The sequence below is a fragment of the Pseudoxanthomonas japonensis genome (assembly GCF_010093445.1).
GTDB classification, from domain to species: domain Bacteria; phylum Pseudomonadota; class Gammaproteobacteria; order Xanthomonadales; family Xanthomonadaceae; genus Pseudoxanthomonas_A; species Pseudoxanthomonas_A japonensis.
On sequence record NZ_PDWW01000002.1, the window covers coordinates 220,940 to 237,601 of the forward strand.

Here is a 16,662-nt window from a genome sequence, read left to right on the forward strand (position 1 = left end):
AACACGGAGACGTCGATGAATGCAGCAGGTGGACGGCAGGGCATCCTGTCGCTGGCAGTGAAGGACAAGGCCGCGCTGTACAACGCCTACATGCCGTTCGTGAAGGGCGGCGGCATCTTCGTACCCACGCCCAAGCGCTACTTCCTAGGCGACGAGGTCTTCCTGCTGCTCACCCTGCCCGAATCCAGCGACCGCCTGCCGGTGGCCGGCAAGGTCGTGTGGGTGACGCCGGTCGGCGCGCAGGGCAACCGCGTGGCCGGCATCGGCGTGCAGTTCGCCGAGAACGGCGAGGGCGAAGCCATCAAGAACCGCATCGAGACGATGCTGGCCGGCAGCCTCAACGGCGAGAAGCCGACGCACACGATGTAAGCGCCCACGGCCCCCGATCGGGCCGTTGTGTCCGACACGTGCGCCAGGCGGGCGTTCCCGAGGGAGGAGTCGATGCACGGAATCAGGCCTGGCCTGCTGTGCCTGCTGCTCCCGACGACGGTCGCGCTGTCGAAGGACATCGACATGAGCCCCTGCCAGTACGAATTCGACTTGACCAACGCGGCGCTCGGCATGCGCGACGAGGGCGGACCTGGAGGCCACGCTGCCTCTGCGCGCAGAGACCCGGAACGACCCGCGCACGATCTTGCTGCACGCCATCGAGGACGGCCCCTGCTCCGAGGCGGTCCAGAAGCGCCTGTGAGGGCTGCGGCAGACCATCGGCATCGATTCCGTACGAGCGCGACGGTCCGTGCGCGAACGATCGGACCTCCGGCATGAGCGACAACCCCTACGCCCCGCCCGGGCCAGGCGAGCCGGGTTTGCGGATCGATCACTGGATCTATCTGCGCGCGTTCTTCATCGCGTTTGCCGCCGCGACGGTATCGATCATCGTCGTCGATACCGTGATTGAAGGCTACTACCACGGCAACGACATCACCAACGCCCGGCGATGGGCGGGCCTGCTGCTTCGCGCGCCCATCGTCGCCGTCGTGCCAGGCGTGCTCGGAGGCCTCTGTGCGAAGTTGCACGTGGTGTTTGCAGGCCTCCTCGGCCTTGTCGCAGGCCCGATCGCCTGGTACGTCGTTGGTGCCTGAGCGCGGCGACGCCGTTCCGGCTAGCGCGCTGGCCGGATGGCCGGTGCATGCTGCGTCATCAGTTCGACGATCCAGTCGATGAACACCCGCAGCTTGCGGCTGACATGGCGGCTGGGCGGGAACGCGACGTACATCGGCATCGGTTCCAGGTGCCACTCCTCGAACAGCGGCACCAGTTCGCCGCGCGCTACCGGCATGCGCGCCATGTACTGGGGCAGCCACAGCACGCCCAGGCCGGCGATGCCGGCGGCCAGGTAGGCATTGCCGTCGTCCACCGACAGCGCAAGACGGCCCTGTACGCGCAGTTCCTCATCGTCGCGACGCATCGGTGTCATCAAGGGGCTGCCGGTGCGCGAACTGCGATATCCCACGACGCGGTGCGCGGGCTCCTCCAGTGCCGACGGATGCGCGGGCGTACCGGCGCGCGCCAGATAGGCGGGCGAGGCGTACACGCCGAGCAACAGGTCGCCGACGTGCCGCGCGCGCAAGGACGCGTCGGTGAGTTCGCCGCCGCGCACCACGCAGTCCACGTGCTCGTCGATCAGGTCGACCTTGCGGTCGCTGGCGCCTAGGTCGAGCCGGATGTCCGGATAACGCGCGTGGAATGCGGGCAGGGCGGGGACCAGGATGTGCAGGGCGAACGGGGCGGGCACATCCACGCGCAACCGGCCGCGTGGCGCCTCGGACGCGGTCGACAGGCTGGTCTCGACATCGTCCAGGTCGGCCAGCAGGCGGACGACGCGCTCGTAGTACGCGGCGCCGTCGGCGGTGGGGTTCACCTTGCGCGTGGTGCGGTGTAGCAGCTTCACCCGCAGATGCGTTTCGAGTTGCTGCACCAACTGCGTTACCCGCGTCCGGCTGGCCTGCAGCGTGTCGGCCGCCCTGGTGAAGCTGCCGGTTTCCACCACGCGGACGAAGGCCTGCATCGCATCGATGCGGTCCATGCGGACTCCTGGAGGAAAGGGAATTGTCCGGATTCTACAAACAGTGATCCCGCGATCGGCGTGTTTATCCGCCCGGCGCCGCTCTCTAGAGTGCCCTCCATGCAACGGGCCGCCGGCCCGCAGGAGATTCCCCATGAGCACGCGTGACGTCGTTTTTCCCGCTGGCCGCCAGGCCCTCTATGACCATCACCGCTACTCGGCCGCCGTGCGCTCGGATGGCTTCCTGTTCGTGTCCGGGACGGTGGGTAGCCGCGAGGATGGCTCGCCGGAGCCGGACTTCGAACAGCAGGTGCGGCTGGCCTTCAGCAACCTGCAGGCGATCCTGCATGCCGCCGGCGCCAGGCTGGACGACATCGTCGACGTGACCACCTTCCACACCGATCCGGAGCGCCAGTTCGACACCGTGCTGGCCGTCAAGAACGAGGTCTTTCCTGAAGCGCCCTATCCGACCTGGACCGCGATCGGCGTGAACTGGCTGGCCGGGTTCGATTTCGAGATCAAGGTCATTGCCCGCATCCCCGGTTGATCCTGCCGCGTCACTCCGCCAGTGCGGCTTCCACGGCCGCACCGGCATGCAGGGCCGTGGTGTCGAACAACAGGACGCGCGCATCCTGCGCCGCCACCAGCAGGCCGATCTCGGTGCAGCCCAGGATGATGGCCTCCGCGCCGCGCGCGACCAGGTCGTCCATGATGCGGCGATAGTGGTCGCGCGAGGCATCGCGGATCACGCCACGGCACAGCTCGTCGTAGATCACGTCATGAACGACGCAGCGGTCGTCCGCGGACGGTACGATGATCTTGAGGCCATGCCGTTCCTGCAGGCGCTGCCGGTAGAAGTCCTGCTCCATGGTGAAACGGGTACCGAGCAGCCCGACGGTGCGATGGCCGGCCGCCAGGATGGCCGCGGCGGTGGCATCGGCGATGTGCAGCAGCGGGATCGGCACGGCCGCTTCGATCTGCGGCGCCACCTTGTGCATGGTGTTGGTGCACAGCACCAGCAGGTCGGCACCGGCCCCCTGCAGGCGGCGCGCGGCATCGGCCAGCCGTTCGCCCGCGGCGTCCCAGTCGCCGTCGCGCTGCAACTGTTCGATCTCGTGGAAGTCGACGCTGTACAGCACCACCTTCGCCGAATGCAATCCGCCCAACCGCGCCTTGATGCCTTCGTTGATCTGGCGGTAGTACGGCACCGTCGATTCCCAGCTCATCCCGCCGATCAGTCCGATCGTCTTCATGCGTGTCCCGCCACCTGTGCGTGCAGGCAGCGATTATGCGGCGTGCGGTGCAGGCGAGGGTCGAGACGTTCGAGCGGTGCGGGTGGTCCGGGTGGAAGACTGGCCGGTCTGCGCCGCTAGGCCCTGGGCGCAGCCTCGGCGGGATCGAACATCGACACGCCGCCGATAGTGGTCGCCGGCACTTCGTCCTGCAGTACGTCCCAGTGTTCGGCCAATCGGCCGTCTTCGATGCGGAAGATGTCCACTACCACCTGCGGCGCATCGCCCCAGCCGCGGATGCGCCCATGGATGGCGACGCGGTCGCCCTCGGCGATCATCATGCCGGGTTCGTAGTGCACGTCAGGCGACAGCGTTTCGACCAGCGACTGCAAGGCGTCGCGGCCCTGCGGGATATCCGGGTTGTGCTGGATGTAGTCGGCGGCATACAGCCGCGCGACGGCCGATGCATCCCGGCGCTGGAACAGCGAGGTCATCGCGTCGAGCACCAGCGCCTTGTTGCGCTGCGGCCGATCATCGTTGGTCGCCACCGCAGGCCGCGTGACCGTGATCGTGCCGGTCATCCGCAGGAACGGCCCACCCGGCAGCGTCGCGTGCGAGTGGACCAGTCCGCGGTCGTAGTCCTGCACGTTCGTCACCGTCGCGCCGCTCTGCTCCTGCCAGCTGACGGCGAACAGGCTGTTGCCGAGCGGCACGACATGGATGTCGACCACCTCCGCGCGCGCGAATGGGCCGGCCTTGATCTCGAACCTGAGCTGCGTCAGCGACAGCAGCGTCAGGCTGACCCGGAAATCGGGATAGGCCACGTCCAGTTCCATCCCCACGGGGAAACCGTCCTGCGACATCGTCATCTTCCTTCGGGTGCGTCATGGAACGAGGACGAGCGGATCCGGGACGGCCGTGCGCGCTGCGCCAGGTCGGCCCGGTCCCGTCGTCCCGTCGTCCCGGCGGGATCAGGCGACCTTGCCGGGTACCGGCGTATTGAGCAGCTGCTGTTCCCACAGGTAGGCGATGCCGCTGCCCGCGGCATGGTGCTTGAACACGTCGGTTAGCTCCGCGGCGTGCTCGGTGCGCGCCCAGTCGCGCTGCCATTCGGCGGCCAGCGCCACCCACGTCATCATGTTCGCGCCGGCCGCGATCATGCGCTGGATCGCCACCTGGTGCGCCTCGACGGACACGGCACCGCAGGCGTCGGTGATGACGGTGACGTCCCAGCCTTCGCCCAGCGCCTGGATCACCGGCATGGCCACGCAGATCTCGGTCCACAGGCCGGCGATGATCAACTGCTTGCGGCCCGTGGCCTTGACCACGTCCACCACCTTGCGGTCTTCCCAGGTGTTGATGAAGGTGCGATCGATCACGTCCTGTTCCGGAAACACGTCGGTGATCTGCGGAAAGATCAGGCCACCGCGCTCGGCGATGACGCTGGTCAGGATGGTGGGGACGTTGAACACCTTGGCGACTTTCGCCAGGGCGGTGGAATTGTTCACCACGGCCTGCGGATCGTGGCTGTTGAGGTTGGCCAACTGGTAGGGCTGGTGGTCGATCAGCACGACGACGGAGTCTTCGGGTCGGAGTAGCGACGCAAGGCCGTTGCGGAAGGTCATGGAGAAATCCTGTAATGAAGTGGAGAGGCGACAGACGCACAGCTGTGGCGGCGTGTCGCCGGCGGGAACCTTGTCATTCTGTTCCGCGACGCGGTAGCGCCGTCGCGCGCGAATCTGTGTCGCGCAAAGCGGAACGTCGCGGCGACGCGGTTTGTGTCAGGCTGTAGTGCGCCAACAGGAACGCCATCGTGGATATCGAGGAACTGCGCACCTTCGTGGAAGTCGCCGACGCCGGTGGCGTGTCGCCCGCCGCGCGCCGGCTGGGCGTCTCCAAGTCGATCGTCAGCCGGCGGTTGGCCAGGCTGGAAGAGGCGCTTGGCGCCCAGTTGCTGGCGCGCACCACCCGCGGTGCCGCGCTCACCGAGGCCGGCGCCATCTTCCGCGAGCATGCCGCGCGGGCCTGCAGCGAGATCGATGCCGCCCGCGACACGATCCTGCCTGCCGGCGACCTGCGTGGCCGCCTGCGCGTGGCCGCGCCGCTGTCGTTCGGGCCGACCCACTTCGCGTCGGTGTTCGCGGAAATGGCGCGGCGCCATCCGCAGCTGCACGTGCATACGGCCTACAGCGACCGTTTCGTCGACATCGTCGCCGAGGGCTTCGATTGCGCCATCCGCGTGGGATACCTGCAGGATTCCAACCTGATCGCGCGACGCGTCGGGCCGCTGTATGGCAAGCTGGTCGCCAGCCCGGACTACCTGCGGACGCATGGCGCGCCTGAAACGCCGGACGAGCTGGCCGATCACGAAGCGCTGATGCAGGGCACGGAGGCCTGGCAGTTCCTCGATGGCGATCGCGTCATCACCGTGCATCCACGGGGTCGCTTCAAGGCCGACAACGGCACCGCGTTGATCGCCGCCGCGGTCGCGGGCCTCGGCATCGGCTGGCTGCCCGACGGGCTCACCGACGAGTACGTCGCGTCCGGGGCACTGGTGCCGGTGATGACGCGCTATCCGCCACCGCCGGCCGGCATCTATGTCATCCGCCCGCCGGGTCCGCATCCCTCGTTGAAGGTGCGCGTGCTCACCGAACTGCTGATCGCGTGTTTCGACGAGGCGCCACATCTGGCGGATGTCGCAGGCTGAGCACCGGGGGCGTGCGCAGTATGCGATGAGCATGGATCGGGACATGCTCCGCGAGACGGAACCTTCGTGCATGCCGTCATGCGACAGGTGCGGCATGGGTGTCAGCGCTGCGAGGGTCGGGCGATGCGGAAAGAGACCATGTCGCCCGTCCGCCTGCGCCCGTGTCGCTGTGCAGTGGCTGTCCGTAGGTGAAAAAGCGCGGCGTCCATCGGATCCGCACATGGAAAACGACTCGATAATCAAGTCTGCGTGTTCACATCCGTGATGGCGGTCAAGGCGGCTGGTGGCCGATGAACGGCACCTCCTCTGCGATGCAGGAAACACGCATGAATTCGCGTTTCTTCACGCCGCATCCACGTACGCCAATCTCAGGTAAAGGCGGTTCATGAGGGCCAAATCTCCGTCGGAAACGCCGTTATATTCCGACCTCCACCCGAAGGAGGATTCGAATGTTCAAGACCCAACATCACCTGTCGATGGCGCGTACGCTCGGCGTTGCGCTCGTCGCCGCCCTGAGCCTCTCCGCTTGCGCCACTTACGACGATGAGTTCGCAGGCATCAACTCGCGCCTCGACCAGCTCGACACGAAGGTGCAGGGTGCGGCTCAGAGCGCCGAATCCGCCAACCAGTCCGCCCAGCAGGCCAACCAGCGGCTGGACCAGATCGAAGGCCGCGTGCAGCGGCTTGAAACCGCGCCGCGCCGCGTGCCGCGCGGCTGATCGCGTTCGCGCCGCATGGCGTGAACACCGGACCCGGTGGCCTTGCCCGGCCACCGGTCTCCTTGCCCGATCCGATGCCCGTTCCGAGGAGCCTCGCCATCCGCATGTACCTGCACCCTGCGATCCGGACCATGGGGGGCGCGCTGGCGTTCGCACTGGCGTTCGCCAGCTTCAGCGCGTCCAGCGCCGAGAAAGCCACGGCCGGGAAAGTCGCCGACGAAAAAGCCAACGGCGAAAAAGCCAGCGCCGAGAAAGCCAGTGCGCAAATGGACAACGGCGCCGACCGGCTGCCACAGGGACAGGACGTGTCCGACACGGTGATCCAACTCGCCGGCTGGGTTGTCGCAAGCAAGGACAACCAGGGCTATCCGTTCGTGATCATGGACAAGACCGCCGCGCAGATCCTGGTGTTCGGTGGCGACGGCCGGCTTCGTGGCGCGGCACCCGGACTCTTCGGTTCGGGGATCGGCGACCACACCGCGCCCGGTGTCGCCGGGCTCGCGCTTCGCGAAATTCCTGGACGGGATCGCACCACGCCCGCGGGGCGCTACGTCGGCGGTTACGGTCCGTCGATCGATGCCGGACGCGTGCTGTGGGTGGACTACGATTCCGCGGTCTCGATGCACCCCACCGCGACCGTGCCGGGCGAAAAGCGCGCCGAACGCCTGGCATCGCCTTCGCCGGACGACAACCGCGTGACCCACGGCTGCATCAATGTGGAGCCCGGGTTCTACGAGCAGATCGTCCGTCCGACGCTGGAAAAGGGTGGGGTGTTCTACATCCTGCCGGAGAAGGATTCGATGGCGGAGACTTTCCCGGAGTTCGAGCAGAGCCGGGCCGCCACGAAGGGCGGCAGCGGAAAACGCGCACGGTCCGCCCGCCGGTAAACGACGTCACTCCCAGCCTGTAACGCGACGCCAGCCGCGCCAGGCGCGCGCGACTTCCGTGGCGTTTCCGTCGTGACCGGGAACGGTTCGCGATCACCGTGGTTCTGATCGGCGTCGATGCGCACGCAGCGCGAGCGTCGGGCGCCTTCCGTTTTCTCGCCCACGCCGCATACGTCACCCTGACGGGCATCGATGCCCGGCGGCGCGTCGCGCGCAGGCTGGGCCGGCCGACGCCATACCCAAACAGCAGGGACGAACAGACCGATCGACTGCGGGTCGGAACGTGCGTTTGCGCGCCGTCCTGTTGCCTTGTCGAACGCGCATGACGTTCCGCGGGTCGCTTACGCATGTGGGCGTGCGGCTGCGCTCAGTCCGTTCAATGCAGATCGGACCTGGTTCGCGGGTCGACCCGGTGCGGGCGTCGACCGATGCCCGCGCGCACCGCCACCGAACGCTTCCGGGTCGTCGCCGCGTGGCTTAAAGGCTTCTTAAAGTCGCGAGACGACACTGCATCGCGGTGATCGCGTGGTTGCGTCCTGCGCCGTGCCGCATGTCCGGCACCGCTGGCGGTCCGCGCATCCGTCCTTCTCCCCAACGAGGCAACCGTCATGGCAGGCTGGACCACATCCGACATCCCGTCCCAACTCGGGCGAACCGTGCTTGTCACCGGAACAGGCGGCATCGGCTTCCATGTCGCCATGGCGATGGCGCGAGCCGGTGCCACGGTCATCGTGGCAGGCCGGAACGCCGCCAAGGGCGCGGCCGCCGTCGAGCAGATAAGCCGGTCGCTGCCCCGAGCACGGGTGCGCTTCGGGGCGGTCGATCTCGCCAACCTGGACTCGATCGAGACCTTTGCCGACACCGTGCTGCGCTCGCATGGCAGCCTGGACCTGCTGGTCAACAATGCGGCGGTGATGACGCCGCCCCAGCGGAAGGAAACCGCCGACGGGTTCGAGTTGCAGCTGGGCACCAACCATCTGGGCCACTTCGCGCTCACCGCGAGACTGCTGCCGCTGCTGCGCGAAGGGCGTGATGCGCGTGTGGTATCGCTGTCCAGCATTGCCGCGCGCAACGGTGCGATCGACTTCGACGACCTGCAGTCGCGCCGTCGTTACGTGCCGATGGCCGCCTACAGCCAGTCGAAGCTGGCGTGCCTGCTGTTCGCATTCGAGTTGCAACGGCGGAGTACGAAGGCGGGGTGGGGCATCCGGAGCATCGCGGCGCACCCGGGCATCTCGCGCACGGACCTGCTGCCCAACGGTGCAGGCCCCCGCAGTCCGCAGGCATTGGCCAGGCGCTATCTGTGGTTCCTGTTCCAGCCCGCCGAACAGGGCGCGTTGCCGCCGTTGTACGCCGCGACCGCGCCGACGGCACAGGCAGGCGGGTACTACGGTCCCGACACGTTGAGCGAGACACGCGGCCATCCGGTTCCGGCGAAGGTGCCGACGCAAGCGGAGGATGCCGGTGTCGCCGAGCGCCTGTGGCAGGAATCCGAGCGCCTGACGGGCACGACATTCGGCAGTCGCCACGCGCAAAGCGCGTAGCGCGCGAAGGCGCGGAGCCGCAGTCATTCCATCGTGCTGTGGCGCGGTCGGAAAAAAGGATCCTTGAGCGATCCTGGATCCACTGCGTCCAATGCCGGAACGGTACGTCTTGATGCGCAACGGCGATTGCCGCCATCGGAGGGTATAGTCGATCCGTCGTGGTCGGAACGATGGCGGGTTCACTGCACCTGCGCGGGCGATGCGGCATCCGGATGGCTTTCTTCCGCGAGGAGCGAAACGATGCGTAAGGGATCGCAGCTGTTGGTCGATGCGCTGGAGAACGAGGGCGTTGACCGCATCTTCGGCGTGCCGGGCGAGGAGAACCTCGACTTCCTCGAGTCGCTTCGCACCTCGCGCATCGAACTGGTGCTGACGCGCCACGAGCAGGCCGCTGCCTTCATGGCCGCCACGCATGGTCGACTGACCGGCAGGCCCGGCGTCTGCCTGGCGACGCTCGGCCCGGGCGCGTTGAATTTCTCGACGGGCGCCGCCTACGCCCACCTCGGTGCGATGCCGATGATCCTGATCACCGGCCAGAAGGCGGTGATGAGCGCCAGGCAGGCGCGTTTCCAGATCGTCGACATCGTCGCGTCGATGAAGCCGCTGACCAAGATGACGCGCCAGATCGTCAGCGCCGGGGCGATCCCGGCGACCGTGCGCGATGCGTTCCGCGTGGCGATGGACGAGCGGCCGGGTCCGGTGCACCTGGAACTGCCGGAGGACATCGCCGCCGAGGAGGTCGATGACGCGCCCGTCATTCCGATCCATCCGATCGAACGCGCCATCGCGCCGGAGACGGCGATCGACAGGGCCGTGCATGCGGTGCTCGCGGCCAAGCGGCCACTGGTGATGATCGGTGCGGCCGGCAGTCGCCCCTGGCTGGCCGATGCCCTGTCGGGCTTCGTGTCGCGCACCGGACTGCCCTTCTTCAACACGCAGATGGGCAAGGGTGCCGTCACCGGCGGCTCCAATCTCTACATGGGCACGGCGGCATTGTCGGAGGGCGATTACGTGCACGAAGCGGTTGCACGTGCCGACCTGATCGTCGCCATCGGCCATGACACCGTGGAGAAGCCGCCCTTCCTGATGCAGCACGCCGGCGGGCCGAAGGTCATCCATGTCGGCTTCCAGTCCGCCACCGTCGAACAGGTCTACCACCCGGACATCGAGGTGATCGGCGATATCGGCGCCTCGGTCACGGCGCTGGCCGAACGGCTCGAAGGCCGGTTGTCCGGCGATGCGGGCATGCTGGAACTGCGCCAGAAAATCCTCGCCCGCCTCAACGACCGCGCCGACGAGGACCGCTTCCCGCTCACGCCCCAGCGCATCGTCCACGATGTGCGCGAGGTCATGCCCGATGACGGCATCGTCTGCCTCGACAACGGCATGTACAAGATATGGTTCGCGCGCAACTACCGCACCCATGTCGCCAACACGCTGCTGCTCGACAACGCCCTGGCCACGATGGGCGCCGGCCTGCCGTCGGCGATGATGGCGGCGATGCTGTACCCGCAGCGGCGCGTCATGGCGGTCTGCGGCGACGGCGGCTTCATGATGAATTCGCAGGAGATGGAGACGGCCGTGCGGCTGGGGCTCAACCTGGTCGTGGTCATCCTCAACGACAGTGCCTACGGCATGATCCGCTGGAAGCAGGCGGTGGATGGATTCGAGGATTTCGGGATGCGCTTCGGCAACCCCGATTTCGTGCGGTATGCCCAGGCCTATGGCGCGAAGGGATCGCGGGTGACCTCGGCGGAGAGCCTGGTGCCGACCCTCGAGGCCGCGTTCGCCGGTGGCGGCGTGCATCTGGTCGACGTGCCGATCGACTATGCCGAGAACACGCGCGTGCTGGTCGATGAGCTGCGCAACCGCACGCCCGATCTGGACTGCAAATGAAACGGAGGAAGTCCCCATGCTGACGGTCGTACAGGCCTTCGACCGAGCACCGATCACGGAGCTCGCCACGGACGATGCGGCGGCACTGGAGCGCAAGCTGCATGCCGCGGAGCGCGTGTTCAAGCACCGCGACGGCTGGCTCAAGCCGCACCAGCGTGTGGCGATCCTGCGCAAGCTGGCGGCGCTGATGGACGCTAGGCGCGACCATCTCGCGATGCAGATCGCGCGCGAGGGCGGCAAGCCGTTGCCCGATGCCATCGTCGAAACCAATCGCGCGATCGATGGTGTGCACAATGCGGCCGACGAACTGCGCAATTTCGCCGGCCGCGAAATCCCGATGGGCCTGTCGGCCGCGGCGGAGAACCGCTGGGCGTTCACGACCAAGGAGCCGATCGGCATCGTGGCGGCGATCTCGGCGTTCAACCATCCGCTGAACCTGATCGTCCACCAGGTGGCGCCGGCGGTGGCGGTCGGCTGTCCGGTCATCATCAAGCCGGCGACGGCGACGCCGCTGTCCTGCCTGGAGTTCGTGGCGCTGCTGCACGAAGCCGGCCTGCCGGAAGCCTGGTGCCAGACCTTCCTGCCCGACGGCAACGAACTCGCGGAGAAACTGGCGACAGACCGGCGCATCGCCTTCCTCAGTTTCATCGGCTCCGCCCGGGTCGGCTGGTCGCTGCACGCCAAGCTCGCCCACGGCGCGCGTTCCGCGCTGGAGCACGGTGGCGTCGCGCCGGCCATCGTCGACCGCAGCGCCGATCTCGGACGGATCATCGAACCGATCGTCAAAGGCGGCTACTACCATGCCGGCCAGGTCTGCGTGTCGACGCAGCGCGTGTTCGTGCACCAGGACATCGCCGACGACTTCACCGGGCAACTGATCGCACGTGTCGAGGCACTGCGCACGGGCGACCCGACACTGCAGGACACCGAGGTGGGGCCGCTGATCCTGCCGCGCGAAGCGGACCGGGTCGCGGAATGGATCGAAGAGGCCGTCAAGGGCGGTGCGACGCTCGCGACCGGTGGAAAGCGCCTCTCCGGGACGACGCTGCAGCCGACGGTGCTGCTCGATCCGCCGGCCGATGCGCGGATATCGACGCAGGAGGTGTTCGGTCCGGCGCTCGCGGTATACCGCTACGACGACCTCGACGAGGCCATCGCCCGTGCCAATGCCTTGCCCACCGCGTTCCAGGCGAGCGTCTTCGCCCAGGACATCGGCGTGGCCATGCGCGCCGCGGACCGCCTGGACGCATCCGCCGTGATGATCAACGACCCCACCGCCTTCCGCACCGACTGGATGCCCTTCGCGGGACGCCGGGAATCCGGCTACGGTACCGGCGGCATTCCCTACACCATGCGCGACATGACGCAGGAAAAGATGATCCTCATGCGCAGGAGCTGAGGGTTCCCGCGGGCCGGGCTTCGTAAGGCGTCCGGCCACCGATCCCCAGAATGGGTGAGGCGCAGCGGGTCCGTTCGCTGCATGGATACAATCCTGTCCGGTACCGGAGGGTCATGTGTCCAGCGTGATTGCCACTGCGCGACGATGGGCCACGCTGTCGTGCCTGACATGCGTGCTGCTGGTCCACACGGAACCGGCAGCGGCGGCGTCATCCGGACTGGCCGCGTACCACCGCAGCACCTGGAGTCAGCAGGACGGCGCGCCGCCGGACATATGGGCCCTGGCGCAGGATCCCGGCGGCACGCTGTGGCTGGGCACGGGCATCGGCCTGTACCGCTTCGACGGCATCCATTTCGAGCGCTACAACGCGCCACAGGGCAACGGCTTCGCGTCCAGCAACATCACGGCCCTGTTGGCCGACTCGCGCGGCCGGCTGTGGATCGGGTTCTATCCCGGCGGCATCAGCGTGCTGGAGGCGGGCAGGTTGAAGCACTATCCGCCTTCGCCCGTGGTGCCGGCGGGACTGGTGATGCGGATCGCCGAGGACAGGGCGGGCCATATCTGGGTGCCGTCCTTCACGGGGCTCTACCGCTTCGACGGCGACCGCTGGCAGCGCGCCGGCGCCGGCATGGGCTTTCCCTACCGGTACGCGGATGACGTCCTGGTGGACGCGAAAGGAACCGTGTGGGTCGCCGCAGGCGACACGCTGCTGAAGCTGCCCCCGGGCGCAGCCAGGTTCGAGCAGACCGGGGTCGCGACCGGCGCCTACACGTCGCTCCTGGAAGCGCCCGACGGAACGCTCTGGATCTCCGACGGGACGTACGGCACGCGCTCCATGCCCTCGCAGCCCAAGGCGTTCGGCGTCGGCCATTTCGCCAGCATGCGCCTGGACAGGAACGGCGCGTTGTGGGGAACCGACCGCCGCCGCGGCGGCCTTGCCCGCATCGCAGGCCTGGACCGGCTGCCCGCGGGATACGCACTCAGCGAGCAGGACATTGCGGAGACCATCCAGCGTCGAAACGGCCTGGCCTCGGATCGGGCGGTGCCGGTGCTGGCCGACCGCGAGGGCAACATCTGGGTGGGCACCAACATGGGGCTGCACCGCTTCCGGCCGAGCAGCGTGCAGGTGTTGCAGGACGAACGGCTGAGCCAGAGCGGTGTCTACGGGATGGCGTTCTCGCCGACCCATGGGCTGCTGGTTTCAAGCGGACGGCAGCTCTACGGCGTTACCGACCGCGATCTGACGTTGCTCGCCAGCTCGGTCGGCAGGGGGATCTACGCGATACATGCCGCCGGTCCCACGACTTACGTCTTCGCATGGAACGACGCGTACGAATACGCGGCCAAGGGCCTGCACGCACTGGCCATGCCGGGCACGGGCAATCTCGGTGCGGTGGCAGGCGACGGCGCCGGCGGCTTTTTCGTCATGCGCGAAGGCCAGGGACTGTTCCACTACGACGGGAAGACCTGGACGGGCATCGGGACGGGCGCCATTCCTCCCCACGGCGCCACATCGCTTCTCCGCGGCCCCGACGGATCGCTGTGGATAGGCTACAACGGCAGTCGAATCGTCCATTGGCACGACGGCGCCGCCCGGGTCTTCGGGGCGAAGGAGGGGCTCGACATCGGCACGGTGTCCGCCCTGGAAAACGTGGAGGAGGGCGTGCTGGCCGGTGGCGAGAGCGGTGTCGCCCTGCTTCGCGACGGACAGGTCCGGCCCCTGCGTACCACGGAGCGGAATCGCCTGAGCGGCATCACGGGGCTCCTGCGCAGGCCGGGCGGCGACCTCTGGATGAATGGCGTCAACGGCATCTTCCACGTGTCGGCCGGGGAACTCGGGAAGGGCCTCGGGGGCGGACGTCTGGACGGTCGTCTCTACGACACCGCCGACGGCATGCCCGGCATCGCGCAGCAATCGACGTTGATGTCGACGATCGTCAACGATGGCGCGGGGCGGCTCTGGTTCTCGACCAACCAGGGCCTGGCGATGATCGATCCGGCAAAGCCATTCCACAATCCCGTCGCGCCGACGGTCGGCATCCGGGGGCTTGCCATCGGCGAGGTCGACTACGGGCGGGTCGACGGGAAGGCACTCCAGGCCGGCACCCGCGACATCCGCATCCGCTATGCGGCGAGCAGCCTGGCCTACCCCGAGCGGGTGCGCTTCCGCTACCGGCTGGATGGGCTGGATGCGGAGTGGCAGGACGCGGGACATCGCCGGGTCGCGTACTACACCAATCTCGGGCCCGGAAAGTACCGGTTCCGAGTCCAGGCCGCCAACGAGAGCGGCGTCTGGAGTACCGGAGAAGCCACGATGGCCTTCTCCATCGCACCGCGCTTCACGCAGACCTGGTGGTTCTTCGCTCTTTGCGCGACCGCTGCCGCGGCCCTCGTGTACTTCGTCCACAAGCTTCGGCTGAGGCGCATGTCCCGGCGCATGCGCATGCGGTTCGAAGAACGGCACCGCGAAAGGGAGCGCATCGCCAGGGACCTGCACGACACCCTGCTGCAGAGTTTTCACGGTCTGCTCCTGCGATTCCAGGCCGTCGCCAACCTGCTGGGCAGGGAAGACCCCATTCGTGCATCGCTGGAGCAGGTCATGGACCGCGGCGAGCAGGCCCTCGTCGAGGGGCGCGAGCGCGTGCAGTCCCTGCGGCAGGCGGAGGCCTCCGTGCCTGACGACCTGCCGCAGGCCTTCGCCAGCATCGGTCGCGAACTGAATCACGAGGATGCCGTCGATTTCAGCGTGGTCTCGAAGGACACGCTGCCGCCGTTGGACGCCGTCATCCGGGACGAGATCTACTGGATCGGGCGCGAAGCGCTCGGCAACGCCTTCCGGCACTCGGAGGCCGACAGGATCGACGTCGAGGTGTCCGTGACGAACGGAAACATCCGGTTCCGTTTCAGCGATGACGGACGGGGCTTCAGCGAAGACGTTCTGCGGTCCGGCGGTCGCGACGGCCATTGGGGGCTGCGCGGCATGCGCGAACGGGCCATCGACATCGGTGCGGAGCTGCGGATCTACAGCCGCCCGGGAAGCGGGACCCATGTCGAGCTGCTGGTGCCTTCAAGATCGAGATCGCGCAAGGGGCATGAAGGGCCTGCGCATCGGGGAGCGTCACGGGAAGCGCTGCCATGAAGCGTCGTCTTTCCTGCGCCTGCCGCATCCCGGCGCGTGTTCGCCGCGTCTGCCGTGCACGCGACCACGTCGTTTCCGTGCCGCGGCTGTAACCGCCGGCCTTGCAGGAGGACAGGCCGCGCGACCGGACTGCGTTGCTCCGTGCCCGCCGCCATCGCGTGATGGCGCGTGCCGAGCCGTCGGGCCCGGGTCCGTGGTGGGCTTGGGCTTGCCCGGTTGTGCTCCGGCGCCTGCGGCCCTAGGATCGGCCGGACACACGCGCCGGCAGCGCTGCTGCCCGCGGCTCCGCCCCTCGTACAGCACCGCTGAAGGAGCACCCGCATGACGGCGTTTCCCCGTGTCCTTGCGTTCCTCGGGTTGTCCATCGCCTCATCCTGCGCCTGGGGTCAATCGGGAGCGGCCGCGGAGGAGAGTGCGGACGCATGGCGCTTCCGGCTGACGCCCTATGTCTGGGGTTCGTCGACCGACGGTACGTTCGCGCATGAACGACTGCCGGTGACGTTGCACACCTCCAAGAGTTTCAGCGACTCGCTGGAGGAACTCGATGCCGGCGCGATGGGTGCGTTCGAGGCGCGCAAGGGCCGGCACGGCCTGCTGCTGGACGGGCAGTTCGCCAAGCTCTCCACCACCGTGTACGCCCCGGTCGCCGGTACCGCACTGCCGGTGCGGTTGAAGACGCGCACCACCAGCGGACTGGTGGCATGGCGCTATGGCCTGGTCGAGCGCGAGCGCACGCATCTGGATCTGGTGGCTGGCGTACGCGTGTGGTCGGCGCGGGTGCGCATGGCCTACGCCGTGCCCGTGCCGACGCCGCCGCCGGTCCCGCAGCAGTATGCCGGCGAGCAATCGCACCGCTGGGTGGATGCGCAGGTTGGCGTGAAAGGGCGGCACGGCTTCGCTAACGGCATGTTCGTCGGCGGCTGGGTGCTGGCCGGCGCCGGCGAGTCGGACCTGTCCACCGACGTCATGCTGCTGGCCGGCTACGACATCAACGAGCGGTTCTCGCTGATCGCCGGCTACCGGCGGCTGACGACCGATTTCGAGACCTCCGGCGGCTTCCGCTTCGATACCACGATGCAAGGCCCCGGCCTTGGCATGGAGTACCGGTTCTGACCGCCATCATCGCGCCGC

The 16,662-nt window shown here is 67.8% G+C and carries 15 protein-coding genes; 11 read left to right on the plus strand and 4 right to left on the minus strand.

All coding sequences use genetic code 11. The features are described 5' to 3' along the window. The first annotated feature begins 15 nt into the window (after window positions 1-15). Both CSC78_RS02920 and CSC78_RS02925 read left to right on the plus strand, forming a co-directional pair. The gene (locus CSC78_RS02920) at window positions 16-369 is read left to right on the plus strand and encodes a PilZ domain-containing protein (protein WP_162336398.1); all 354 of its coding nucleotides are present in this window, start codon (window positions 16-18) and stop codon (window positions 367-369) included. Window positions 370-764: 395 nt separating this feature from the next. Then, window positions 765-1,085, plus strand: coding sequence for a hypothetical protein (locus tag CSC78_RS02925; protein WP_162336399.1), 321 nt, complete (start codon window positions 765-767; stop codon window positions 1,083-1,085). Window positions 1,086-1,105: 20 nt separating this feature from the next. Here CSC78_RS02925 and CSC78_RS02930 read toward each other — a convergent pair whose 3' ends face one another. Beyond that, window positions 1,106-2,029 carry a LysR family transcriptional regulator gene (locus CSC78_RS02930; RefSeq protein ID WP_162336400.1) on the minus strand — a complete coding sequence of 308 codons (924 nt, stop codon included), beginning with the start codon at window positions 2,027-2,029 and terminating at the stop codon, window positions 1,106-1,108. 133 nt (window positions 2,030-2,162) lie between these two features. Here CSC78_RS02930 and CSC78_RS02935 point away from each other — a divergent pair, with 133 nt between their 5' ends. After that, window positions 2,163-2,555 carry a RidA family protein gene (locus CSC78_RS02935; protein ID WP_162336401.1) on the plus strand — a complete coding sequence of 131 codons (393 nt, stop codon included), beginning with the start codon at window positions 2,163-2,165 and terminating at the stop codon, window positions 2,553-2,555. A gap of 10 nt (window positions 2,556-2,565) precedes the next feature. On the opposite strand, the gene CSC78_RS02940 is transcribed toward CSC78_RS02935, so the two are convergent. The 3 genes from CSC78_RS02940 to CSC78_RS02950 all read right to left on the minus strand — a co-directional run bounded on the left by CSC78_RS02940 (window position 2,566) and on the right by CSC78_RS02950 (window position 4,865). Beyond that, a complete protein-coding gene (locus CSC78_RS02940; RefSeq protein WP_162336402.1) occupies window positions 2,566-3,261 on the minus strand; it encodes an aspartate/glutamate racemase family protein in 696 nt (231 codons plus the stop codon). Between the two features lie 116 nt (window positions 3,262-3,377). Continuing rightward, entirely contained in the window at window positions 3,378-4,103 is a 726-nt protein-coding gene (locus tag CSC78_RS18840; RefSeq protein ID WP_202924106.1) for a nuclear transport factor 2 family protein, read from the minus strand. Window positions 4,104-4,211: 108 nt separating this feature from the next. Beyond that, window positions 4,212-4,865 carry a hydrolase gene (locus tag CSC78_RS02950; RefSeq protein ID WP_162336403.1) on the minus strand — a complete coding sequence of 218 codons (654 nt, stop codon included), beginning with the start codon at window positions 4,863-4,865 and terminating at the stop codon, window positions 4,212-4,214. 188 nt (window positions 4,866-5,053) lie between these two features. Here CSC78_RS02950 and CSC78_RS02955 point away from each other — a divergent pair, with 188 nt between their 5' ends. From CSC78_RS02955 to CSC78_RS02990, 8 genes are all read left to right on the plus strand, one after another. Beyond that, entirely contained in the window at window positions 5,054-5,947 is an 894-nt protein-coding gene (locus CSC78_RS02955) for a LysR family transcriptional regulator (protein ID WP_162336404.1), read from the plus strand. 449 nt (window positions 5,948-6,396) lie between these two features. Then, window positions 6,397-6,666 carry a hypothetical protein gene (locus tag CSC78_RS02960; RefSeq protein WP_162336405.1) on the plus strand — a complete coding sequence of 90 codons (270 nt, stop codon included), beginning with the start codon at window positions 6,397-6,399 and terminating at the stop codon, window positions 6,664-6,666. A gap of 266 nt (window positions 6,667-6,932) precedes the next feature. After that, the gene (locus tag CSC78_RS02965; protein ID WP_162336487.1) at window positions 6,933-7,553 is read left to right on the plus strand and encodes a hypothetical protein; all 621 of its coding nucleotides are present in this window, start codon (window positions 6,933-6,935) and stop codon (window positions 7,551-7,553) included. 608 nt (window positions 7,554-8,161) lie between these two features. Further along, window positions 8,162-9,097, plus strand: a complete 936-nt coding sequence (locus CSC78_RS02970; protein WP_162336406.1) for an SDR family oxidoreductase — start codon at window positions 8,162-8,164, stop codon at window positions 9,095-9,097. Between the two features lie 240 nt (window positions 9,098-9,337). Further along, window positions 9,338-10,993 carry an acetolactate synthase large subunit gene (locus CSC78_RS02975; RefSeq protein WP_162336407.1) on the plus strand — a complete coding sequence of 552 codons (1,656 nt, stop codon included), beginning with the start codon at window positions 9,338-9,340 and terminating at the stop codon, window positions 10,991-10,993. A gap of 16 nt (window positions 10,994-11,009) precedes the next feature. Then, entirely contained in the window at window positions 11,010-12,392 is a 1,383-nt protein-coding gene (locus CSC78_RS02980) for an aldehyde dehydrogenase family protein (RefSeq protein WP_162336408.1), read from the plus strand. Between the two features lie 115 nt (window positions 12,393-12,507). Further along, complete coding sequence (locus CSC78_RS02985; RefSeq protein WP_162336409.1) at window positions 12,508-15,531, plus strand: sensor histidine kinase; 3,024 nt, start codon at window positions 12,508-12,510, stop codon at window positions 15,529-15,531. A gap of 321 nt (window positions 15,532-15,852) precedes the next feature. Then, entirely contained in the window at window positions 15,853-16,644 is a 792-nt protein-coding gene (locus CSC78_RS02990) for a hypothetical protein (RefSeq protein ID WP_162336410.1), read from the plus strand. Window positions 16,645-16,662: the final 18 nt, after the last annotated feature.